The organism is Glutamicibacter endophyticus (assembly GCF_048457885.1).
GTDB lineage: Bacteria > Actinomycetota > Actinomycetes > Actinomycetales > Micrococcaceae > Glutamicibacter > Glutamicibacter endophyticus.
Genome location: NZ_CP174200.1, coordinates 284,802 through 308,291, shown reverse-complemented (window position 1 = coordinate 308,291; position 23,490 = coordinate 284,802). Strand labels below are relative to the sequence as shown.

Genomic DNA, 23,490 nt, shown 5'->3' with positions numbered 1-23,490 from the left:
GCAGGCCACACCGGTGCATGCGCCTTGCTCCGATCAACCAGCGAGCCACCTAGTTCTCGCACTCCCCCGTGGACCTGCGCTGTCGCGAGACTGGCGTCTTCTGGTTGCCGCCCACGGTGAACTGGTGCCCTCCGGAACACAGGGGAATACTACGTTCACCACTACCGGGCCCAACCTGAAGGATCTCCCGGTGAAACCAAGGCACGGCAGGTTACGTTCGCGCTAGGTGCACCAAAGCCAACTCCGCGAAAATGTGCGCGGCACGGGGCGCCGATTAATGCGGCAACACGAGCCCCCGTTGGAGACCACGAAACCGTACCGAGCGCGTTAAGTTTACGTAACCTGCAACACACCTTTCGTTATCTTGACTCATTCAAAAAAAGCCGTCATGCTGGAGACTGTGACTGAGATGGTCGGAATCGAAGAGGTACTGCGGGCGGCATCCCTGCGCGTGACGCGTCCACGCGTCGCGGTGCTCTCTGCCGTCACCTCGCATCCGCACGCGGACACCGAAACGGTGATCGCAGCGGTGCGTGAACAGTACCCGACGGTGTCTCATCAGGCTGTCTATGACTCCCTTAAGCTCCTCACCGAGCTGGGCGTGGTACGCAAAATTCAGCCTCATGGGCACAGCGCACGTTATGAGGCGCGGGTAGGCGACAACCATCACCATGTGGTGTGCCGCAATTGCGGCATGGTTGCCGATGTGGATTGCTCCGTGGGAGATTCACCCTGCCTTTGCGCCTCGGATGACCATGGCTTCCTGATCGACGAGGCCGAGGTTATCTACTGGGGGCTGTGCCCCGAGTGCCAGTTTTCCTCGCAGACACCGTAACGAATTCACCGCATCCAACGGTCCATAGCCGTCGGGATGCGCGATTATCCCCCAACCCAATTCCCTGGAAGGAACCAAATGTCTGAGAACGCAGGCAAGTGCCCCGTGGTCGGCGCAGGCCGAGTCCACCCAACTCAGGGCAACGCCAACAGTGAGTGGTGGCCCAACAAGCTAAACCTGAAGATTCTGGCCAAGAACACCTCGGTGACCAACCCGGCCGATGAGGACTTCGACTACGCCACCGCCTTCCAGAGCCTGGATCTGGCTGCCGTCAAGGCCGATATCGCCAACCTGCAGAAGGATTCCAAGGACTGGTGGCCAGCAGACTTCGGTCACTACGGCCCGTTCATGATCCGTATGGCCTGGCACTCGGCCGGTACCTACCGTTCGCACGATGGCCGCGGTGGTGGCGGAACCGGTCAGCAGCGCTTCGCCCCGCTGAACGCTTGGCCGGATAACGTCAGTCTGGACAAGGCTCGCCGCCTGCTCTGGCCAATCAAGAAGAAGTACGGCCAGGCACTGTCCTGGGCCGACCTGTTCATCCTCGCCGGTAACGTGGCCCTGGAAGACATGGGCTTCAAGACCTTCGGCTTCGCCGGTGGCCGCCCGGACGTCTGGGAAGCCGACGATGACGTGTACTGGGGTCCGGAAAAGGTATGGCTGGACGACGAGCGTTACAGCGGCGACCGCGAGCTGGAAGCTCCGCTGGCCGCCGTCCAGATGGGTCTGATCTACGTGAACCCGGAAGGCCCGAACGGTAACCCGGATCCGCTGGCCTCGGCCCGCGACATCCGCGAAACCTTCCGCCGCATGGGCATGGACGACCGCGAGACCGTGGCACTGATCGCCGGTGGCCACACCTTCGGTAAGACTCACGGCGCCCACAAGGACGATAAGCTCGGCCCGGACACCGAAGCCGCTCCGCTTGAGGCCCAGGGCCTGGGTTGGGCCAACGGTTACGGCACCGGCCACGGTGACGACACCGTCACCTCGGGCCTGGAGGTCACCTGGACCTACCACCCGACCCGTTGGGACAACGAGTTCTTCCACATCCTCTTCGCCTACGAGTGGGAGCTGTTCGAGTCCCCGGCCGGCGCCAAGCAGTGGCGTCCGAAGGCCGGCGCCGGCGCCGACATGGTGCCGATGGCTCACAACCCATCCCAGCGTCGCGAGCCTCGCATGCTCACCAGTGACCTGGCCCTGCGCTTCGACCCGATCTACTCCGAGATCTCGAAGCACTTCAAGGATCACCCGGAGGACTTCGCCGACGCCTTCGCTCGCGCTTGGTTCAAGCTGACCCACCGTGACATGGGCCCGAAGTCGCGCTACCTCGGCCCAGAGGTTCCGGCCGAGGATCTGCCATGGCAGGATCCGCTGCCGGCCGCTCCGGAGCGCGTGATCGGCGACGCCGAGATCGCTGTGCTGAAGGAAAAGATCGCCGCTTCCGGTCTGACCATCCAGCAGCTGGTCTCCACCGCTTGGAAGGCTGCGGCCTCGTACCGCAGCTCGGACAAGCGTGGTGGCGCCAACGGTGGTCGCATCCGCCTGGAGCCACAGGTTTCCTGGAAGGTCAACCAGCCGGAGCAGCTCAAGCCGGTTATCGCCGTGCTCGAGCAGATCGTTGACGAGTTCAACGCCGAGTCGGACGTGAAGGTTTCCTTCGCTGACGTCGTGGTGCTTGCCGGTAACGTCGGCGTGGAGCAGGCTGCTCTCGCCGCCGGCCACAACATCGTTGTGCCTTTCACCCCGGGTCGCGTGGACGCCACTCAGGAGCAGACCGATGTCGACCAGTTCGCTTGGTTGGAGCCGGTTTCCGATGGCCTGCGCAACTACAACTCCGGCTTCATCAACCTGCCGGCCGAGTATCTGCTGATCGACCGCGCCAACCTGCTGGGTCTGTCCGCTCCGGAGCTGACCGTCCTGACCGGTGGCCTGCGCGTGCTGGGCAACAACTGGGATGGCTCGAACCTGGGCGTCTTCACCGACACCCCGGGCGTGCTGACCAACGACTTCTTCGTGAACCTGCTGGATCTGGGACAGACCTGGATCCCGTCGGCCGACGAGCAGACCTACACCACCGCCGACGGTCGCTGGACCGGTAGCCGCGTGGACCTGGTCTTCGGTGCCAACTCGGAGCTGCGCGCTCTGGCCGAGTTCTACGCTTCGGACGATGTCAAGGAGAAGTTCGTCAAGGACTTCGCTCAGGCATGGGCCAAGGTCATGGACAACGACCGCTTCGAACTGCGCGTGAACAAGCTGGACGCTGTGGCCGCACAGTAAGACTCGGAACAAACCGCGTCGCGAATCCGTCCCGCCAACTATGGCGGGGCGGATTCCGTCGTTAATACGCGGGCGCCAGCCCGCCGAGTTTCGGGCCGAGCAGGCCGAGCAAGAATTATCGGGCACCCTGCCTAGCTCGCTGCGCCTCACCTAGAGGACGCGGACAACCCCTTCGGCCCCAACTTGGACCTTTTCATCCTCCGGCGTGAGTCCCTCGAGGTTCCTTCCTCGCTCAACGAGCGGCCGGGGCAGGTCCGTTCGACATATCACTGGGCTCGGGACGATAGTCTCCCTCCTCAGCACACATTGCTGAATAGTGAGACTTAACTGTCAGCCACTTGAAGACCGTGGAGTCGAGGGCGTAGAACGGAGTTCTAAGCGACAGGAGAAACACGTGAGCATTTCGCCCTCCCCAGAGACCCTTGACGTCATCAAGCGGCTCATTGCCCTCGACACCACCAGCCGCGATAGCAACCTTGAGCTCATAGGCCAAGTCAGCGAAGCATTGGCCGCCCACGGCATCGAACCGGTCCTGATCCACAACGAAGACGGGCGCAAAGCCAACCTCTTAGCGACTTTCCCCGCCGCCGATGGTAGCACTACCGGCGGGATCGTGCTCTCGGCGCACACGGATGTGGTCCCGGTCGATGGCCAGCAATGGCAGAGCGACCCGTTTACCGCCACCGTGCGTGATGATCGGCTCTACGGCCGGGGCACCTGCGATATGAAGTCCTTCCTCGGTGCCGTGGTCGCATACTTCCCAGCCTTTGCCGCGGCGCAACTGCGCGAGCCCATCCACATCGCGTTCTCCTACGACGAAGAAGTTGGTTGCGTAGGGGCGGTCTCTCTCGTCGAAAAAATCACCGAACTCGGGTTGGAGCCACGCGGTTGCATCGTGGGCGAACCCAGTAGCATGCGCGCGATCCGCGGGCATAAATCGGTCAACGTTTTCCGTGTGGATTTCCGTGGGGTGGCCGCGCATTCGTCCCTGACGACAGAAGGGGTCAACGCCATCGCCTACGCGGCGCGCTTCACGAGCTTCGTCCATGAGCTTGCCGCCGAATTCGCCAAGCAGGGTCCCTTTGATCCGGCTTATCTGGTGCCCTACACCAGCACGACGGTGAATCAGATCGCCGGTGGCATCGCGGTGAACACCATTCCGGCCGACTGCCAACTGCACTTCGAGTTCCGTTCCATCGCCGCGACCGACCAGCAGGCGCTGATCGAGCGCTTCCGTGCTAAGGCCGAAGAGCTGAATCAGCAGATGCGCCAGGCCAATGAACAAGCCGGGGTCGAGTTCACCGTTATCGCCTCCTCCCCCGGGCTGGAGACCGACGCCGGCTCACGCATCGTCAGCGACACCGCGGCGTGGGGTGCGCTGCCCTGCGAGGACAAGGTGACCTACGGTACCGAAGCCGGTCTCTTCGCCAACGCCGGCATAGCAACCGTGGTTTGCGGTCCGGGCGATATCGCCCAGGCCCACGCCCCGGATGAATTCATCGAGCTGGAACAGATCGCTCACTGCGAGCAGATGCTCGACGCCATGCTCGCCTCCCTCTCGCAGTAATCCCGTCAGGAGCACCTTCATGACAATCTCTACCCCCGCGGCCACCCCGGCGCAGTTGGCAGCCGCCAAGAAGGCGGTGATCTCGAGCTCCATCGGTGCCGCCTTGGAGTGGTTCGACATCATCGTGTACGCCTCCTTTGCGGTGGTGATTTCGGCAAACTTCTTCCCCGACACCAAGGGCGCACTGGGTCTCATCCTCACCTTCGCTACCTTCGCCCTTTCCTACGTGGTGCGCCCCCTGGGCGGCATGGTGCTTGGCAGCATGGCCGACCGAAGCGGACGCAAAAAGGCGCTCACCCTGACGCTGATGCTCATGATGCTTGGAACGCTGATCATGGCGTTGGCCCCCACCGCGGCAATGGTGGGTGCCTGGGCTGGCATCATCATCCTGATTTCGCGGCTCATTCAAGGCTTCTCGGCCGGCGGTGAGTTTGGTACGGCAACCACATTCCTCATCGAAACGGCACCGCACCGCAAGGCGTTCTACGCTTCATGGCAAATTGCCGCTCAAGGCGCAGCCATGTTTTTGGCCTCGGCCTTTGGCTTCGCGCTCAACTCCTGGCTCAGCGAGGAACAGTTGTATTCCTGGGGCTGGCGCGTACCGTTCTTCGTCGGTTTGCTCGTGGGACCGGTCGGTCTCTATATCCGTGCGCGGCTTGAGGAAACCGAGGAGTTCGTGACGGCACCGAAGGAACGTGCCCCGCTCAAGAGCCTGCTGGTGCACAACTACGGACGCGTACTCACCGGTTCGGCGATTATCGGTGTGGCCACCATTTCGGTCTACATGATCCTCTACATGCCGACCTTTGCGGTGACCAATCTGAAGATCCCGGCAAGTGCCGCTTACCTGGGCGGTGTGGTCGCCGGCTTGGTCTCGATCGTCCTGATTCCCATCGTTGGAAGTCTTGCCGACCGTAAGGGACCGGCCCGCGTGATGACCTGGGCCGCTGTGGGCGCCCTGCTTCTGGCTTGGCCGCTATTCCAGGTGATGATCAGCAACCCAACCGTGCCGGTACTCGTTGTGGTGATCGCGTTGCTCGGGATCATCATGTCCTTCTATTTCGCACCGCTGCCAGCGTTGCTCTCGGCTCTCTTCCCGGCCGCGATCCGCGGCACGGGCCTGTCGGTCACCTACAACGTCGGGGTGACCCTGCTCGGTGGTATTGCCCCGCTGGTCTTGACCTGGCTATTGGATATCACCGGTTCGCTGAACGCGCCGAGTATTTACTACATGGCGATCGCAGTGATTTCGCTGATCGGTCTGTTCGTCGTGCGTACGCGCTACCTGCAACGCTAACTAGCTAGAAATCTCTCGGGCGGGATGCATTTCCCGCCCGAGCGGCGTTTAACCCTCGGTACACACCAGACCGTAAATCCCGCGTTGATAAGTGCCGATATCCGGTCGGGTAGTTCTGCCCATCGACTGGAATGTCCGGCGGCGCCTACCTTCGAAGAGTCAGCAGACATCATCACCGCACGGAGGGATTCATCATGCATAAGTTTCTGAAGGCCGGTTTGGTCGGCGCCATGAGCGCCGGACTGCTGCTCGGTGCAACGGTTCCAGCGCAGGCTTCCCAGTCCTATGGCTTCAACACCGCCACCGACTACACCTACTCGAACAACGACGGCAAGGCTCACACCAAGGGCACCATCACCTACCACGGGAAGTACGCCTTCACCTACAACGTCGGCGTCCGCGACCTGTGCGCCCCCAGTGGCAAGGGTGACGGGTACGGGGCCTACGTACAGCTCATGATCCGCCACATGGACGGTTCGACGAAGGTCGGCACCATCGCCAAGGATACCAACGGCTGCGGCACCGCTTTCCGTTGGTCCAAGGACTATAACAAGTTCGGCAAGAAGATCCGCTGGGTCCAGTTGCGCGTCTACGAATACGATGCCGACACCAACCACATCAAGGACAGCTCCACGACCCGCCGCATCGACAACCCGTACACCGGCTAGGTTTGGAGCAACCCGATGAAAAAGCTACTCAAGGCCGCGCTAGTCGGCACCATGAGCACCGGACTCTTGTTGGGCGTCGGGGTCCCGGCTCAGGCCTCACAGTCCTACGGTTTTAACACCGCCACCACCTACGGCCAGTACAACAACGACGGTCAGGCACATACCAAGGGCACCATCACCTACCACGGTAAGTACGCCTTCACCTACAACGTTGGGGTTCGCGACCTGTGTGGGCCAGATGGCCGGGGCGATGGCTACGGTGCCTACGTACAGATCATGATCCGGCACATGGACGGTACGTCGAAGGCCGGTAATGTCGCCCATGACAATAATGGTTGCGGCACAACGTTCCGTTGGTTCAAGGAGTACAACAAGTTCGGCAAGAAGATCCGTTGGGTCCAGGTACGAGTCTACGAATACGATGCCGATACTGGCCACATCAAGGACAGCTCCACAACCCGCCGCATCGACAACCCGTACACCGGCTAGATCTGGAGGAACCTGATGAAAAAGCTACTCAAGGCCGCGCTAGTCGGCACCATGAGCGCCGGGCTCCTATTGGGCGTCGGGGCACCAGCCCAAGCCAGCGCAACCTATTACTACAACGTATCCACTGGTTATTCCGATTACCTTGCCAACGATGGCAAGGCTCAAGCCAAGGGATCGATCACCTATCACGGCAGGTACGCCTTCACGGTGAACGCCGGGGTACGCGACCTCTGCGCCCGTAATGGCCGTGGTGATGGCTTCGGCGCCTATGCGGATGTGATCATCCGCTATATGAACGGAAGCCAGGAAGGCTACCGGGTTGGGAAGGATACCAACGGTTGCGGCACTCGATTCGAATGGAGAAAGAGCTACCACAACCACGGCAAGCGGATTCGCTGGGTACAGCTCAAGGTCCACGAGATTGATGCCGACACCAACTACAACAAGGACACCGGAACCTCACGTCGCATAGACAACCCATATACCGGGTGATCCCCCGGCCCGCGTCCTCCCCACCTTGGTGGGGAGGACGCTGTGCGTTAAAGGTCGCGTCATCTCGCTACCCAAAGTTGCTGCACGGCCGTGCGCGGTGCGCTACTGGATTCAGGCCTACGCCCCGCGTTAACACCCTGTCCCCGAAGGAAGAGCTCAGCCATGGAATCCACGGAATACCTCGTTGTCGGTGCCGGTCTGGCCGGCGCGGCCACGGCCTGGCAATTGGCCCGGCAAGGCTACGAGGTCCAGGTGGTAGAACGGGATCGTCCCGCCAGCGCCGAAGGTAGCTCCCATGGTTCGGCACGCATATTCCGCTTTGCCTACACCGACGAACTCTATGTGCGGCTGGCACAACGCGCGAAAACGGGTTGGGATGAACTCAGCGAGCTAGCCGGTCAGGAGCTAGTCAGTAGCTGCGGGGCCGTGGACTACGGTGAAGTACGCGACCCGGCCCAACTGGCCGATGTGTTGCGGCGGTGCGGGGTGGAGCATGAGTTGTTCTCCGCGGAAGAAGCGTGCCAGCGTTGGCCCCAGTTCGCCTTCGACACCCCGGTATTGTGGCAGCCGGGCGCCGGGGTGATCGACGCCGAGTCTGCGGTTCTAGCCATGCTCGATCAGGCGCAACTGCACGGAGCCCGGCTTCACACCGGCTGGACCCTGGAGCGCTTGGAGCGCAGCACGGATGGATTCGTCGCGACGTCGGTAGCCGGACAGCACATTACTGCGCGGCGAGTGATCGTCGCGGCCGGTGGTTGGTTGCCATACCTGTTGCCCGGATTGCCCTTGCCTGAGCACTTCCGAGCAGCGCTACCGGAATTCCAGGTGCGTCAGGAGCAGGCCTACCATTTCCGTTTTCGCGATCCCCAGCGGCAGTGGCCCACCTTCATCCATCTGCGCTCCGGGTGGGAGTGTTACGGTTTGCCCGGCGGTCGCGATTCCGGCTTTGCTGGCCTCAAGGTCGCCGAGTTCAACGGCGGAAAGATTATCCAGTCGGCCGCTGCGCAGGATGGAATCGTCGACCCGGGCAACCGCGCGGCCGTCGTCGACTACGTCGCGCAAAACATCCCCGGAGTTGAGCCGGTCCCCTACGCGGAAACGACCTGCCTGTTTACCAACACCCCCACGGAAGACTTCGTTATCGACGAGGTCGATGGTCTCACCATTCTGTCGGCTTGTTCCGGGCACGGGGCCAAATTCGCTCCGGTACTTGGAGAATTGGCCGCCGCGGTTGCCTCGGGTACCGGCAGCACTCATGAGCGGTTCCGCCCCTCACGCACAGCGGGGTCATAGACCACGGTCGGGAAATTACCGTCGGAAACCAAGCGACCGGCGAGTGAAGCCACAGCGCGTCGCTATCTTAGGTTCCTAGCGTTGAGAAGGAAGGCACCGCAGTGGGTCTTCCGCATTGACGAAGGGATAGCGCCTTGGATACTTCAGCGACCAACACACGCCCCGGGCACGCTCTGGGCCGACGCGCCCGTTTAGGATTCTCCGCCGTTACATTGGCCATCGCCAGCCTGTTGGGGTTTGGTTCCATGCCAGCCACCGCTGCCCCCGAACCAGCCGAACAGGCTAGCGACACGTCAACACCAGATCACCTGCAATATTCCGAGCCCGGCCCCGGTGATCACGCGGTGGCCACAGCTGACACCGGGCACGTCGACCGCGGCGGTCGAGGCGAGCGCCCGAAGCGTTCGGCAGATACAACCACTCGCTAACTTACGCCGCGTTCTGTGGACCGACACCTTAACGCAAGGCTCCCTCCCATCCAAGGAATTCGGATGGGAGGGAGCCTTGCTACCTAGGTACTAGCTTGAGTGTGCGGGGCGCCGGCGCAGGAACTAACGCAACACAACCGTACGCGAACCATTCAAGAACACACGATCCTCACAATGCCACCGCACCGCATCCGACAACGCCTTACACTCCGTATCACGACCAGCAGCCACCAAATCCTCCGGACCAAACGAATGATCCACATCCTTGACCTGCTGCGCAATAATCGGACCCTCATCCAACTCACTATTCACATAATGAGCCGTCGCACCCACCGTCTTCACACCACGCTCAAACGCCTGATGATACGGCTTAGCACCCTTGAACGAAGGCAAGAACGAATGATGAATATTAATCGCCCGACCAGTCAACTGACGAGTCAACTCATCAGACAACACCTGCATATAACGAGCCAACACCACCAAATCAATCTCAAAACGATCAATCAGATCCACCAACCGCGCCTCAGCCTCAGGCTTCGTCTCAGCCGTCACAGGAACATGGAAAAACGGAATCCCATGCCACTCAACCTGCTGCCGATGATCCGGATGATTCGACACCACCGCCGCAATCTCAACCGGCAACTCACCCATCCGCGCCCGAAACAACAAATCATTCAAGCAATGCCCAAACTTCGAAACCATCACCAACACCCGCTTCTTCGCCCCCGCAGGACGCAAACCCCAGGTGGCTTGGTAGGTCTTGGCTAGCGATGCGAAGCTCTTCTCCAATTCGGCCGCCTCGCCGGTAGCTTCCTTGGAAGTGCCCAGTGCGAATTCAATGCGCATGAAGAAGTGGCCGGCACGCTCGTCATCGAACTGTTTGAGTTCTCGGATGTCGCACAGGTGCTCGGAGAGCACCCCGGTGACCGCATGCACGATACCGGGACCGTCAGCGCAGGAAAAGGTCAACACATAGCGATCGGTGCGAGTGTCCATGAGATTCCTCCTTGAATCTTTAATGCTTGCCCGGTTGGGATACGGGTCCAGAGATACAGCCTATGTGCTTAGACCGGTGCGTTCTCACGCTGGGCGTCGGGATCGTCATCACTGGCCTGCTCGAGATGACCACCCTGGTTGAGGTACTCCTGCGAGATCTCGAATTCCGGCGTATCGAACACCTGTCCGGCCAACGGATCGGTCACTTCCTCGTTCAGGTGCGCATCACCGGTATCCGGGTCGATGGTCACCTCGCTGGGCTCCACCGGGCGGAAGGTGATGATATGTGCCTCGCCGTTGGAGTCCTCGCTGTGCACCGGTGGGGCCGGGAAGCTCTCAAGCTTGGTCGATGCGTGACGCAGACCCTTCAACGGACCGGTCTGGAGGCTCAAGGCCGGGAGGCTGCCGGTGGCATCCGACGCAGGAATCACCTGCATGTAGCTCGGCATCTGCGCCACTTCATGTCGGAAGGCCCGGAACAGCGAGACACAGGCCAAGACCAAGATGATTGAGAACGGTGCCGCCGTGAGAATAGACAGGGTTTGGAGCGCCGTCAGGGCCACTGAACCACCGACAATCAGCAGTACCGCGGCTGCAACACCTTCGAGCACGGCCCAGTACACGCGGGTCGCCACCGGGGTATTGGTGCTACCGCCCGAGGCCAGCATGTCGATAACCAACGAGCCCGAGTCGGACGAGGTCACGAAGAAGAATACGACCACAAACATGGCCACAACGCTGAGAATTGCTGCCACAGCCTCGGGGAATGATCCGAAGTACTGGAAGAGCGCGGTGGTGCTGTTGACGACCAGCTCGCCGCTCGTCGGGTCTTCGCTGAGCATATTTCCGGTCTGCATCTGGTAGAGGATGCCGGAGTTACCGAAGATCGTGAACCACAGCAGGCTGGCCAGCGTAGGTGCCAGAAGAACGCCCACAATGAATTCGCGGACGGTGCGGCCACGCGAAATACGAGCAATGAACATGCCCACGAACGGTGCCCAGCTGACCCACCAGCCCCAGTAGAAAATGGTCCACGCCTTCTCCCAGCCGTCGGAAGAGAACGGGCCGGTGTGCAGCATGGTGTCCGGCAACAGGCTCAGGTAGGTACCCAAGTTTTCTGGGATGGCCTTCAAGAGGAAGATCGTTGGCCCAAAGATGAAGATGGTTAGTGCAAGGAGCGCTGCCAACGACATGTTGATGTTCGATAGCCATTTCAGACCCTTGTGCACACCGGTGACCACCGACCAGGTAGCAATCAGCGTGATGACCGCGATCAACCCGATGATCAGACCGTTAGAGGTTTTGATCCATCCGAGATACTCGAGGCCCGAGGTAATTTGGGTGACACCGAAGCCGAAGGAGGTTGCCACACCGAAGAGGGTTCCCACGATGGCGATGGTGTCGATGACGTGGCCGGCCCAGCCTTCGACGCGTTCGCGGCCCAGCAGTGGCTCGAGTAGCCAACGCACCGCGAGCGGACGACCACGACGGAAGGTCATGTAGGCCATGCCCAGTCCGACGATCGCGTAAATACCCCAGGGGTGAAGTCCCCAGTGCAGCATGACGATGCCCAAGGAGTCGCGCGCCGCGTCGGCCGAGGCCGGGGCGTCACCAAGGGCGGCGGGTGGGTTCATGTAGTGGCTCAGCGGCTCAGCGACGCCGAAGAACACCAGTCCGATGCCCATGCCGGCGCTGAAGAGCATCATGAACCAGGAGACCATCCCAAACTCTGGCTTCTCATCGTCGCGTCCAAGCCGGATTTTTCCGGCGCGCGAGAAGGCGAAGTACAGGGCGAAGATGATGAAAATGTTGACCGCTAGGACGTACCACCAGCCAACGGTGTCGGTCACGGCGCCGTTGATAGCCGCGGTAACCTCGGCTAGTTCATCTCCCGCCACGTGCGCGACGATGACGGTGGCCACGATCAGAGCAATGATCGCAATTGATGCGGGAATGAATACGGGTTTGAGAATCGACGAACTACGCGTCGAGCGAGGTCTCACCGTATTGGCGGGGCCCCCGGTTTGTTCTTTGGACGACATCTATCCTCGGATCCTTTCGGGATGATAGGGGAATGCCCGCTGGTCCGATGCTGTGGACTTCCTTGCGGGACCTTGTCCACGGTCGTACCCGTGGGACGCTACGTCTGCCCCATAGCTGACGTTGTGCGGGACACACGCAATACTCGTGAAGCATGTCGACCTGAGCCGCCTTTGCGGCTCAGCGCCTGCTCATGTGACGCGGGTCTCAACGCTTGTGATTCGATCTTAGTCGCGCACGGAAACTCTGGGAAGAGGGAAATATATCTTTTGACGATCAGTTACCGACGTGGCTTTCAAGGGCAGCACGAATACGCCCATCGCGTACGTAGATCGCCGTAAGCGTGGGCTTATCGCAAGAAGTCGGAGCGTGTCGGTCGCCCGCCGTGGGGGCACCGATTCTAGGGGGCCGTGGCGCTATAGGTGCACTCACGGGAGCAGAAGAAGACGAGCGCCATGGACCGACGGCCGGGGCACCTGGGCGCACATGTGCGCGGCGCAGGTGCCACCGACCGTCGTTCGAGCTAGTTCACCGGGGTCGGAGGAGCCTCCCCGGCCAACACCGCAAGGGTGTTCTTCGCCGCCAATACCGCCATGGCGGTACGGGTTTCCACGGTCGCCGAACCAAGGTGCGGCACCAAGACCGCATTTTGCTGTTCCAGCAGCTCCGGGTGCACCTGCGGTTCCTTTTCGAACACGTCGAGCCCGGCACCTGCGATTACCCCATCACGCAACGCGCGCGCCAAAGCGGCCTCGTCGACGATGGGACCGCGCGCGGTGTTGACCAGGTACGCGCTGGACTTCATGCGATCCAGCTCCGCGGCGCCGATCAGATGATGAGTGTTCGGCCCGTAGGGGCAGTGCAGGGAAACCACATCGGAAATCTCGAGCAGCTCGTCGAGCTCGACGCGCCGAGCGCCCAGTTCAGCGGCCACTGCCGGATCCAGTTCGCTACGCGACTGGTAGACAATCTCCATGCCGAAGGCCTTGGCTCGGCGGGCGGTCGCCTGCCCAATGCCGCCCATACCCACGACGCCTAGGGTCTTACCCTGAAGCCCGCTACCAAGCAGGAAGAACATTCCCCACTTCCAGGGCTCCTCGGCGCGAATCAACCGCTCCCCCTCGCCCAGTCGGCGAGTGGCCATGAGAATAAGGCCCAGGGCAATGTCCGCGGTTGCCTCGGTCAGCACGCCGGGGGTGTTGGTCGCACGCACCCCGCGGGTCGTGCAGGCCGGTACGTCGATATTGTCGTATCCGACCGCGACGTTGGATACAACCTGGAGCTGCTCACCAGCGGCGTCCAGCAGTTCGCCATCGACTCGTTCGGTCAACAGGCTGACAATCGCGTCCGCACCCGCCACTCGGCGCAAGAGCTCGGCACGGTCGATGGACTCGGTGCCATCCCAGGCGTCCACCTCGTGCTCGGCGCGCAACAGTTCCAGGGCGGCTTCGGGCACGCGCCCAGTTACTACGACCTTGCTCATGATGCCTCGATCCATTCTCGTAGTCGGCCCAGCCCCTCGCGAATGGCGTCGGTTTCAATCCCCGAGTAGGCCAGGCGGATGTACTGACGGTCTTCGCCGGGCAGGCGGCGGCCAAAGTGCTCGCGGGTGCAGAAGGACACGCCGGTGTTCTCCAGCGCCGCGGTCGCGAAGTCGCCGACGTTGGTGAAGCCCTTGCGCTCCATGGCCTCGGTGACGTCCGGGAATAGGTAGAAGGTCGACTGCGGCACGGCGACAGATACACCAGGGATGGAGTTGACGATCTCGCAGGCGACGTCGCGACGTTCCTTGAGGATCTCCAGCATCTCGCGAACTGGCTCTTGGGTCCCCTGCAACGCGGCAACGCCGGCCCACTGCACGTAGTGGGTGGTGCAGGATTCATCGTTGGTGTTCAGCTTGCTCATGACCTCTGCGATCTCCAGCGGCGCGACGGCACATCCCAGACGCGAGCCGGTCATCGCAAACTTCTTGCTGAAGGTGTAAAGGATGACGGTGCGCTCGGCCATGCCAGGCAGTGCAGCGATCGAGCTCGAGGTGCCCTCGTAGCGAGTCTCAAAGTAGGCCTCATCGGAAAGCACCCAGAGGTCATGCTCAATGGCCAGCTGCGCGACGGCCTGGCGCTCTTCGGCGGTGGACTCGGCAGAAATTGGGTTCTGCAGGTCGTTGTAGATGATCGCCGTGGTGTTCTCGGTGATCGAGGCGCGGATCTTCTCGATATCGATCGCGAAACCGGACTCCGTCGGGAGGTAGCCATAAGGCACGGCCGTACCGCCGAGGTATTCAATCTGGGATTCGTAGATCGGGAAGCCAGGGTTCGGGTAGAGAACCTCCTGACCCGGATCCATCACGGCCTGCAGGAACTTGGTAATCACCGGCTTGCCGCCAGTCATCACCACGACATTGTCAGCGCTGAATTCCATACCGCGGCGCGAGCCAATGTCTTCGGCCAAAGCCTGACGCAGCTGCGGGATACCCGGACCGGGGCAGTAACCGGTGTAACCGTCAGCGATCGCCTTATTCATCGCCTCAACGATATGAGGCGCGGTAGGGATGTTGATGTCCCCGAGGTGGAATGGGTAGACGGCGTTACCCTTGGCCTTCCACGCTGCGGCAGCTTGAGCCACACTAAAGGCGGTTTCGGTACCGAGCCGCTCGAGGCGAGTTGCTAGTTGTTGCATGACACAATCTTTCGTCGTCGAATGTGATTGAGGGATTCGGGTGAAATCTGCTGACTAGTACGATACTGATATATCAATCGCGTGACAATGGTTACGAAGGAATCTAAGACAGATTAATCGCGATTTTCGCTCCTGAGGCCCCCGTCCCGGCGCGCAAAACTCCCCAAAAGTCGGGGTTTACCACCGGCAGAACGGCATAAACCACGCACGAGCTCAAACACCGCACGTGACATCGGAGGGTACGCGCCATTCCCCTGCGGGCGCGTTAAAAAGAGTGCCGGGCATCCGCACCGCGGATGCCCGGCCGGCAGGTAGAGAGCACTCCGCCCACCTATGGCTCTTCCCATTCCGGGTTGAATGAGTCGAACCGTGTGACCCGCGCTGGATCCATGACCAAATTCCAACGCAGGGGCACGAGCCTGGGTCGCGGCACGAACTCTGCCGCGTAAATCTTTAGATACTTGAGGCGCCGACCTTCGGTTCCTCGCCCAAGAGCATGGTGCTGGTATCGATGCGGTCATCCTCATCTTGCCCGCCGGCCAACCGCTCGGCTTCGGCGCGGCTACTGACCACGGGAACCGAGCCGAGTAGCGGACGTTGGGCCGTCTCGCGCATCATCGCCACCGCAATGAGCGCCAGGACGGAGAAAAACATGATGTAGTACGCCGGCGCATAAGGGTTGCCGGTTAGTTGAACCAGTAATTGTCCAACCAGCGGCGTCGTCCCACCGAAAATCGAGATGGCCAGGTTGTGCGTCACCCCAACTCCGCCGTAGCGCGAGGCCGTGGGGAATAGCTCGGACATCACCGCGCCGGTCATGGCCAGGAAGAATGCGCTCGGCAGGGCGACGAGGAACAGGGCCAAATAGAGGGAAGCAAGCGTTCCCTGTTGCATGAGCCAGAAGGCCGGGAGCAGGAGCACCAGGTTGCCGATGGTAGCGATGCGATACATTGGGCGCCGTCCGATCTTGTCGGACCAGGTAGCCACCAGTGGAATCAAGACCACCTGCAGCAACAGCACCGTCACCGCAGCGACCGCAGTATGTGCCGCGGGAGCGCCGAGTTGGGTTTCGAGGTAGGTGGGCATGTAGCTGGTGAGCATGTACTGCGAGGTTCCATCGGCAGCAATTAGCGCGCAACCAATGAGAATCTGTGGCCAGTAGTGGCGAAAGATGTTCTTCAGGTCATGCCGCACGAAAATGGGATCGAGTTCGCTTTCGGACTCCCCATGCTCCTGAGCGGCCTCAAAGCTTGGCGACTCCGGGATTCGGCTTCGCATGACAATCGCCACGATGCCCAGCGGAAGTGCGAGCAGGAAGGGGATCCGCCAACCGCCGGCGAGCATGGCTCCCTCGCCCCAGGCCGAGGTCACGGCCGCGGAGGTCAAGGCCACGACCGCGGCGCCGAAGGCGAATCCAAGCATCGAGCCAGCATTCAGCAGTGCGGTCCAGAAGCCACGTCGACTGTCCGGAGAGAACTCGGCAACATAGGTAGAGGCGCCGGAGAATTCGCCACCGGTCGAAAACCCTTGAAGCATCTTCAGCAGGTACAGCGGGATAATGATCCACAATCCGACCTGGCCAGCCGACGGCAGCAGACCGATGAGCGTGGTAGCTCCGGCCATCAGGGCCATGGTGAAGAATAGAACCTTTTGGCGGCCGATCTTATCGCCAAGGGGCCCGAGGATCATCCCGCCGAGCGGCCGAACGATGAAGGAGACCGCAAAGCCCAAAAGGGTCACGAGCAGCCCTAGACTCTCGTCCATCCCCTCGGTGAAAACGCTCGTCATGGTCACGGCCAGGTAGCCGTAGATGCCAATGTCGTACCATTCGATGAAGTTGCCGACACCGGCACCGAGCTGCGCCTTACGCAGCTCCTTCCGGTCGACGACGATGCAGTCCTCGGCTCGCAAGCGACGGCTCGTCCGCGGCAGAGATGGGCGCTGAGATCTGGAGGCTTCCGACAATGTTGTCTACTTTCCTAGGGAGCAAGAACGCGGCCCTTCCGGCCTATGCACATGGGGGCATTCGATTCATTCCGCGATGTGCAAGCTTGTTAAAGATTTAACCTGACACGAGAGTGATATACAACATATATATGTATATTCTCAGCTTTTCCTAGGGCTCGCAGCCCCCAAAACTCTTCCCCTAAACAGGTTCCCACCTGCATGTTTCCGCCACTCGGTAAATCTTGCCCGCTTAGCGGATCGTCCGAGATGTGAGATGGCTGGTCGGTTTAAGGCAACGAACTTTCATGAAAAACACGCGAAACGCGAGAGAGCCTCCCGAGTCGACAGCAACGACTCGGGAGGCTCTCTAGCTAGTGGCGCGGGGCGTCAGGGCAGGGACTAACGCAACACAACCGTACGCGAACCATTCAAGAACACACGATCCTCACAATGCCACCGCACCGCATCCGACAACGCCTTACACTCCGTATCACGCCCAGCAGCCACCAAATCCTCCGGACCATACGAATGATCCACATCCTTGACCTGCTGCGCAATAATCGGACCCTCATCCAACTCACTATTCACATAATGAGCCGTCGCACCCACCGTCTTCACACCACGCTCAAACGCCTGGTGATACGGCTTAGCACCCTTGAACGAAGGCAAGAACGAATGGTGAATATTAATCGCCCGACCAGTCAACTGACGAGTCAACTCATCAGACAACACCTGCATATAACGAGCCAACACCACCAAATCAATCTCAAAACGATCAATCAGATCCACTAACCGCGCCTCAGCCTCAGGCTTCGTCTCAGCCGTCACTGGAACATGGAAAAACGGAATCCCATGCCACTCAACCTGCTGCCGATGATCCGGATGATTCGACACCACCGCCGCAATCTCAACCGGCAACTCACCCATCCGCGCCCGAAACAACAAATCATTCAAGCAATGCCCAAACTTCGAAACCATCACCAACACCCGCTTCTTCGCCCCCGCGGGACGCAAACCCCAGGTGGCGTCGAAGTTCTCGACGACCGGCTTCAGCGCAGCTTCCAGGGAATCGATGTTGTTGGAGGCGTCCGAGGCACTGCCGAGGTTGAATTCAATCCGCAGGAAGTACTGACCGGCGCGGACGTCGTTAAACTGCTTGAGCTCGGTGATATTGCTGTGGTGCTGGGCGAGCACACCGGTGACGGCATGCACGATGCCCACCTTGTCCGTGCAGGACAAGGTCAGCACGTAGCTATCGGCACGAGAGTCCATATTTATTGCTCCTGATGGTTAGCCGCCGGACGCTACCGGACGGGCTGAAATATGTGTGGTTTGACTGCTCTAAGGGGTTCGTAGGCCCGGCGTATCACAACGCCGGGCCCACGAAGTATGCCACCTCGGTTAGGGAACTTCCGGGGAGGCGAACTCGACGCTCGCGTCTAGGATCCAACGCACCACGAAATCGGCGAACGAGGCGCGTGGGTAGATGCGGTATTCCTGCTCCCCGCTCCGGTGTAGTAGCACGGGAACCGGACCAAGTTCCGTGGCGATGGCGGTTCCCACCGCGAAGACGCGCGGATGCAGGTCGGCTGGGCATCCCTTTTCAAGGACCGCCCGGGCGCTATTGCCCGTGAGCGTCAAGAGCGTCCGGTTGGCGGAAAGATCCAACACCTGACCGGGCAGTCCATCCAAGGCCACCTGCAACGTGGTGGCCTCGCCCTGCACCTGCTGGCGCGAGGGATCGACGATGAGGAATTCATCCGGACCGATCCATAGGGCGTGGACTCCGTCGGGGTTACCGGTGGTCTGCCCGTGTTCGGTGGGCAGTTCGAACCCTAGGATGCCCTCGATGGCTTCGGCCGATGCGGTGCCGAGCACCGCACGGACGCCGAGCTGCACGGCGAAGGGAGTCTCGCGCAGTGCCACGGAACGCTCACCGTCGACCTGAGCATCGGCCATTGCCTGAGCTAGGTGGGCCGCCGGCGCGACCCGAAGCTTGTTCAAGGCCTGAGCCTCTGCGTTCGGTTCGGTGGTGATCAAGGTGTGCTCAGCCATCGCGGCGTGCCCCTTCCGGATCGTAAAGAACGGGTGAAGTGATTTCGACGTCGACCAATACTCCGTTGACCGGAGACTGGATGATCTCGCCGATGCGGTTGCGCCCGTTGGAAATCAGCGCCAGGCCGAACGGACGCTCTAGGGCAGCGGACAAGTAGGAGGAAGTGACGTAGCCCTCCATCGGTACCGGTGCCAGCTCCGGAGTGATCGGCGTTCCGGCGTTGACCAGCTGTGCGCCTTCGGGCAGACGCGTCGTCTTGTCCACGGGTAGCACGCCCACCAGGTGGCGGCGATCTTCTCGAGCGGTGTCGGCGCGTGCGTAGGAACGCTTGCCGACGAACTCCTTGTTCTTGGAAACCACCCAGTCCATGCCGGCATCCTGCGGAGTGACCGTACCGTCGGTGTCTTGACCGACGATGATGAAGCCCTTCTCCGCACGCAGCACGTGCATGGTTTCGGTGCCGTAAGGGGTGATGTTGAACTCCGCCCCAGCCTCGGCAACGGCCTCCCAGACATGCAGCCCGTAGAAGGTATCGACGTTGATTTCGAAAGCGAGCTCACCGGAGAAGGAGATACGCGCGACGCGTGCCGGGATACCTCCTGGCAGGGTGGTCTCACGGAATGCCATGAACGGGAAGGACTCCTGCGAGACATCCAGATCCGGGGCAACCTTCTCAAGCACCGCACGGGACTTCGGGCCAACCACGGCGATGGTTGAAACCTGCTCGGTGAGCGAGGTGAAGACCACGTCGAGTTCGGGCCACTCGGTCTGGTGCCACTCTTCGAGCCATTCGAGCACCTTGGCCGCTCCACCGGTGGTGGTGGTCATGTAGAACTCGTCCTCGGCCACGCGCAGCGTCACACCGTCGTCGAGCACCATGCCGTCGGGGGTGCACATCACGCCGTAGCGTCCCATGCCCTCCTTCAGCTTCAGGAACGGGTTGGTGTAGATGCGGTTGAGGAATTCGGCGGAATCCTTACCGCGGATGGCGATCTTGCCCAGCGTGCTGGCATCCATGAAGCCCACGGATTCACGGACGGCGGCGCATTCACGCAACACCGCGGTGTCCATGTCCTCACCCGGCTGCGGGTAGTACCACGGGCGCTTCCACTGTCCCACGTCCTCGAAGAGGGCACCTGCGGCAACATGCCACGGGTGAATCGAGGTGACGCGGGCCGGGTCGAAGAGCTCACCGCGCTGGCGACCGGCCAGTGCCACGAAGGCCACCGGGGTGTAGGGAGCGCGGAAGGTGGTGGTGCCCACCTCGCCCAGGGACGCGGCATTCAGCTCATGTGCGATCACGCCGATGGCGTTTACGCCGCTGGTCTTACCCTGGTCGTTGGCGGTGGAAATGGAGGTGTACCGCTTGACGTGCTCCACCGAACGCATACCGGCGCCGGTGGCGCGTAGTACGTCGGCCACGGACTGGTCGCGCTGCAGGTCAACGAAGTGGTTCTTCCACTCGCTGGCCACGCCCGTGCGGCCGGGGATCAGCCACAGCGGAGCAATCGGACCCTCGGGGCGCGGCTGGGCCTGCGGTACGCTCAGTTCGCTGGCGAAGCCAACCTGATCGGCGGCCTTGTGGCCGGCCTCCGCACCCTGCTCGAGTGCTGCCACCAGCGAGTAGCTGCCGGTGACGGCGCCCGCGGTCTGCTGGTTGCGCACCGGTGCCGAAGGCACGAATGCTGCCACCTGATCGTCCCAGGCCAGTTTGCCCTGGCGCTGGCTGTGCAGGTGAACCACCGGCGAGAAGCCGCCGGAGACGGCCAGCAAGTCACCGGGGATGCGCTCGATCTCCGAGGCAATGGCTCCGTTGCTATCAAGGCTGGCGGCGAATACCGCGCTCACGCGCCCGGCGGGGCCTTCGCCCTCGGTGTCCACAACGGCGCTGGAGTAGCGCACCTGCACACCAGTAGCTTCGGTTACCGCGCGGGAGACCTCGGTTGCTTCGGACCGCGAGTCCAATACGGCTTCGACCTTGACTCCGGCGAGGAAGAGATCCTCGACAAGAGCGTAGGCGGAGTCGTTGGTGGTGGCCACGATGACCTGCGATCCGGCGGCGACGGCGTAACGGTTCAGGTAGCTGCGCACGGCCCCGGCAAGCATGACGCCGGGCCGGTCGTTGTTTTCGAAGACCAGCGGACGCTCGTGCGCACCGGTGGCCAAGATGACCTGGCTGGCGCGTACGTGCCAGATGCGCTGACGGGACACGCCCGGGCGCTCCGCCTGCGGCAGGTGATCGGTGCGGTGCTGCACGGCGATGACGTAGTTCTCGTCGTAGCTGCCGAACGCGGTGGTGCGGGCCAGGTAGGTGAAGTCTTCGGCCTGCTCCAGCTCTTCGAGGCTCGAGGCGACCCAGTCCAGTGCCGGACGCCCGTCGATGCTCTCCTCGCGAGTGGACAGTAGCGAGCCACCGGCCTGCGGCTGGTCATCCATCAGAATGGTGCGTGCTCCGCCCTTGGCGGCTTCCCGGGCCGCGGCGATTCCTGCCGGGCCGGCGCCGATGACCAGGACATCGGTGTGCACGTACTTGCGGTCGTAGACCGCGGTGTCTTCACGCGGGTCGAGGACCCCCAGACCGCTCAGAAGCTCGGCCTGCAAGCCATCGCGCAGCGTCACCGTGGTGGCAGGCAGCATCGATTCGTTGACGCCGCCCTGGCCGTTGTCGAAAACGGAAACCAAGGCGTTGGCCTCTTCGACACCGGCGGACATGATGCCGCGGGGACGCCCCAAGTACAGGGAGTTGCCGCAGTCAACACGTCCGGAGGCGAGTAGCGCACTGGCGATGGTATCGCCGGCTATTCCGCGGTATTCCTGACCATCAACGGTGAAGGTCAGCTCGGTGCCGTGGTCGATCGAATGGCCGGGGGCACGGCTGGCATCGAGTCGCTGTGAGCTCATGATGCGTTGTCCTCCTTCAGCGTTGGGCGGGGCTGGCCCATGGGGTAAATGGCTTTGAATTCGTAGGTCACGGTGTCGCGGATGGCGTTGAACCATTTGCGGCACCCGGCCGAATGGCTCCAACGTTCTGCGAATAGACCCTTGGTGTTATCGCGGTAGAACAGGAACTCGGCCCATTCCTTGTCGCTGAGCTCGCTAGGGTTCTCCGGGTAGGCCACGTGGGCCTGTCCACCGTAGTGGAACTCGGTTTCGTCGCGCGGCCCGCAATTCGGGCACTCAATTAGCAGCATTGCCTCTCCCTCGCTTAGTGGGCCACGGCCGCGGCGCCGTGCTCATCGATCAAACGTCCGGTTTCGAAACGATCAAGCGCGAAAGGCTTATTCAGCGCGTGCGGCTCGTCGTTTGCGATGGTGTGGGCGTAGGTGAATCCTGCGCCCGGGGTTCCCTTGAAGCCACCGGTACCCCAACCGCAGTTGACGTACAGTCCATCGACCTCGGTCTTCGAGACGATCGGTGAGGCGTCGAAGGTGGTATCCACGATGCCGCCCCAGGTGCGTAGCAGGTGGGCACGAGCGAAGATCGGGAAGAGCTCCACGGCAGCTGCCATCTGCTCCTCGATCACGTGGAAGGCACCACGCTGTCCGTAACCGTTGTAGGCGTCAATGCCGGCGCCCATGACCAGTTCGCCCTTGTGTGCCTGGGAGACGTACACGTGTACGTGGTTCGACATGACAACGGTGGGGTGTACCGGCTCGAAGAGCTCGGAGACCAGCGCCTGCAGCGGGTGCGACTGGATGGGCAGGCGTACCCCGGCCATCCCGGCGACCACCGAGGAGTGCCCGGCGGCGGCCAACGCGACCTTTGGCGTGTGGATGGTGCCGCGGCTGGTCTGTACGCCAACGATGCGGTTACCTTCCTTGAGGATGCCGGTGACCTCGCAGTTTTGGATGATATCCACACCCATTTCGTCGGCCTTGCGGGCAAAGGCCCAGGCCACGTGGTCGTGCTTGGCGATACCTGCGCGCGGCTGGTAGGTCGCACCCATGACTGGGTAGCGGATGTTGTCGCCGATGTTGATGATCGGGCAAACTTCCTTGACCTGCTGCGGGTCGAGCCATTCGGCGTCGACGCCGTTGAGCTTGTTGGCCTCAACGCGGCGTACCGATTCACGGACGTCGCCAAGGGTATGGGCCAGGTTCAGCACACCACGCTGCGAGAACAGGAAGTCGTAGTCCAGTTCCTCGGGCAGCTGCTCCCATAGCTTCAGGGAGTGCTCGTAGATACCGGCCGACTCGTCCCACAGGTAGTTAGAACGAATAATGGTGGTGTTACGGGCCATGTTGCCGCCGGCCAACCAGCCGCGCTCCAGCACGGCGATGTTGGTCATGCCGTGGTTCTTGGCGAGGTAGTAGGCCGTGGCTAGGCCGTGGCCACCGCCACCGACGATCACTGCGTCATAGGACGACTTCGGCTCCGGGTTCCGCCAGAGGAAGTCCGGGTGCTCTGGAAGCAGATCCGCCAT

The 23,490-nt window shown here is 61.6% G+C and carries 19 protein-coding genes; 9 read left to right on the top strand and 10 right to left on the bottom strand.

The features are described 5' to 3' along the window. The first annotated feature begins 409 nt into the window (after positions 1–409). The 9 genes from ACJD00_RS01610 to ACJD00_RS01570 all read left to right on the top strand — a co-directional run bounded on the left by ACJD00_RS01610 (position 410) and on the right by ACJD00_RS01570 (position 9,349). On the top strand, positions 410–835 hold the full coding sequence (locus tag ACJD00_RS01610) for a Fur family transcriptional regulator (RefSeq protein ID WP_309410473.1): 426 nt from the start codon (positions 410–412) through the stop codon (positions 833–835). 78 nt (positions 836–913) lie between these two features. Beyond that, on the top strand, positions 914–3,115 hold the full coding sequence (gene katG, locus ACJD00_RS01605; RefSeq protein ID WP_309409179.1) for a catalase/peroxidase HPI: 2,202 nt from the start codon (positions 914–916) through the stop codon (positions 3,113–3,115). 394 nt (positions 3,116–3,509) lie between these two features. Continuing rightward, the gene (argE, locus tag ACJD00_RS01600; protein WP_418908199.1) at positions 3,510–4,682 is read left to right on the top strand and encodes an acetylornithine deacetylase; all 1,173 of its coding nucleotides are present in this window, start codon (positions 3,510–3,512) and stop codon (positions 4,680–4,682) included. A 19-nt stretch (positions 4,683–4,701) separates the two neighbouring features. Continuing rightward, a complete protein-coding gene (locus tag ACJD00_RS01595; RefSeq protein ID WP_418908198.1) occupies positions 4,702–5,979 on the top strand; it encodes an MFS transporter in 1,278 nt (425 codons plus the stop codon). Positions 5,980–6,173: 194 nt separating this feature from the next. Further along, entirely contained in the window at positions 6,174–6,647 is a 474-nt protein-coding gene (locus ACJD00_RS01590; RefSeq protein ID WP_418908197.1) for a hypothetical protein, read from the top strand. A 15-nt stretch (positions 6,648–6,662) separates the two neighbouring features. Next, positions 6,663–7,136, top strand: coding sequence for a hypothetical protein (locus tag ACJD00_RS01585; RefSeq protein ID WP_418908196.1), 474 nt, complete (start codon positions 6,663–6,665; stop codon positions 7,134–7,136). Between the two features lie 15 nt (positions 7,137–7,151). Beyond that, positions 7,152–7,628, top strand: coding sequence for a hypothetical protein (locus tag ACJD00_RS01580; RefSeq protein ID WP_418908195.1), 477 nt, complete (start codon positions 7,152–7,154; stop codon positions 7,626–7,628). Positions 7,629–7,790: 162 nt separating this feature from the next. After that, entirely contained in the window at positions 7,791–8,921 is a 1,131-nt protein-coding gene (locus tag ACJD00_RS01575) for an FAD-dependent oxidoreductase (protein WP_418908194.1), read from the top strand. A 134-nt stretch (positions 8,922–9,055) separates the two neighbouring features. Next, entirely contained in the window at positions 9,056–9,349 is a 294-nt protein-coding gene (locus ACJD00_RS01570) for a hypothetical protein (RefSeq protein WP_418908193.1), read from the top strand. Positions 9,350–9,472: 123 nt separating this feature from the next. Here ACJD00_RS01570 and purU (ACJD00_RS01565) read toward each other — a convergent pair whose 3' ends face one another. From purU (ACJD00_RS01565) to ACJD00_RS01520, 10 genes are all read right to left on the bottom strand, one after another. Next, complete coding sequence (gene purU, locus ACJD00_RS01565) at positions 9,473–10,345, bottom strand: formyltetrahydrofolate deformylase (RefSeq protein ID WP_418908192.1); 873 nt, start codon at positions 10,343–10,345, stop codon at positions 9,473–9,475. Positions 10,346–10,413: 68 nt separating this feature from the next. Continuing rightward, a complete protein-coding gene (locus tag ACJD00_RS01560; RefSeq protein ID WP_418908191.1) occupies positions 10,414–12,387 on the bottom strand; it encodes a BCCT family transporter in 1,974 nt (657 codons plus the stop codon). Between the two features lie 521 nt (positions 12,388–12,908). Beyond that, positions 12,909–13,868: a 2-hydroxyacid dehydrogenase gene (locus tag ACJD00_RS01555; protein ID WP_418908190.1), complete on the bottom strand. Its 960-nt coding sequence runs from the start codon at positions 13,866–13,868 to the stop codon at positions 12,909–12,911. Continuing rightward, positions 13,865–15,064, bottom strand: coding sequence for a pyridoxal phosphate-dependent aminotransferase (locus tag ACJD00_RS01550; RefSeq protein WP_418908189.1), 1,200 nt, complete (start codon positions 15,062–15,064; stop codon positions 13,865–13,867). Before ACJD00_RS01550 ends, ACJD00_RS01555 begins: the two co-directional genes overlap by 4 nt. Before the next feature lie 453 nt (positions 15,065–15,517). After that, entirely contained in the window at positions 15,518–16,975 is a 1,458-nt protein-coding gene (locus tag ACJD00_RS01545; protein ID WP_418908188.1) for an MFS transporter, read from the bottom strand. Positions 16,976–17,410: 435 nt separating this feature from the next. Further along, positions 17,411–18,283: a formyltetrahydrofolate deformylase gene (purU, locus tag ACJD00_RS01540; RefSeq protein ID WP_418908187.1), complete on the bottom strand. Its 873-nt coding sequence runs from the start codon at positions 18,281–18,283 to the stop codon at positions 17,411–17,413. Positions 18,284–18,412: 129 nt separating this feature from the next. Continuing rightward, positions 18,413–19,066, bottom strand: a complete 654-nt coding sequence (locus tag ACJD00_RS01535; RefSeq protein WP_418908186.1) for a sarcosine oxidase subunit gamma — start codon at positions 19,064–19,066, stop codon at positions 18,413–18,415. Further along, a complete protein-coding gene (locus ACJD00_RS01530) occupies positions 19,059–21,968 on the bottom strand; it encodes a sarcosine oxidase subunit alpha family protein (protein ID WP_418908185.1) in 2,910 nt (969 codons plus the stop codon). Before ACJD00_RS01530 ends, ACJD00_RS01535 begins: the two co-directional genes overlap by 8 nt. Further along, positions 21,965–22,258 (bottom strand): sarcosine oxidase subunit delta, encoded by a 294-nt coding sequence (locus ACJD00_RS01525; RefSeq protein WP_309409208.1) that lies wholly within the window; start codon positions 22,256–22,258, stop codon positions 21,965–21,967. The genes ACJD00_RS01530 and ACJD00_RS01525 overlap by 4 nt, the downstream gene beginning before the upstream one ends. 14 nt (positions 22,259–22,272) lie before the next feature. Continuing rightward, a complete protein-coding gene (locus tag ACJD00_RS01520) occupies positions 22,273–23,490 on the bottom strand; it encodes a sarcosine oxidase subunit beta family protein (RefSeq protein WP_309409210.1) in 1,218 nt (405 codons plus the stop codon).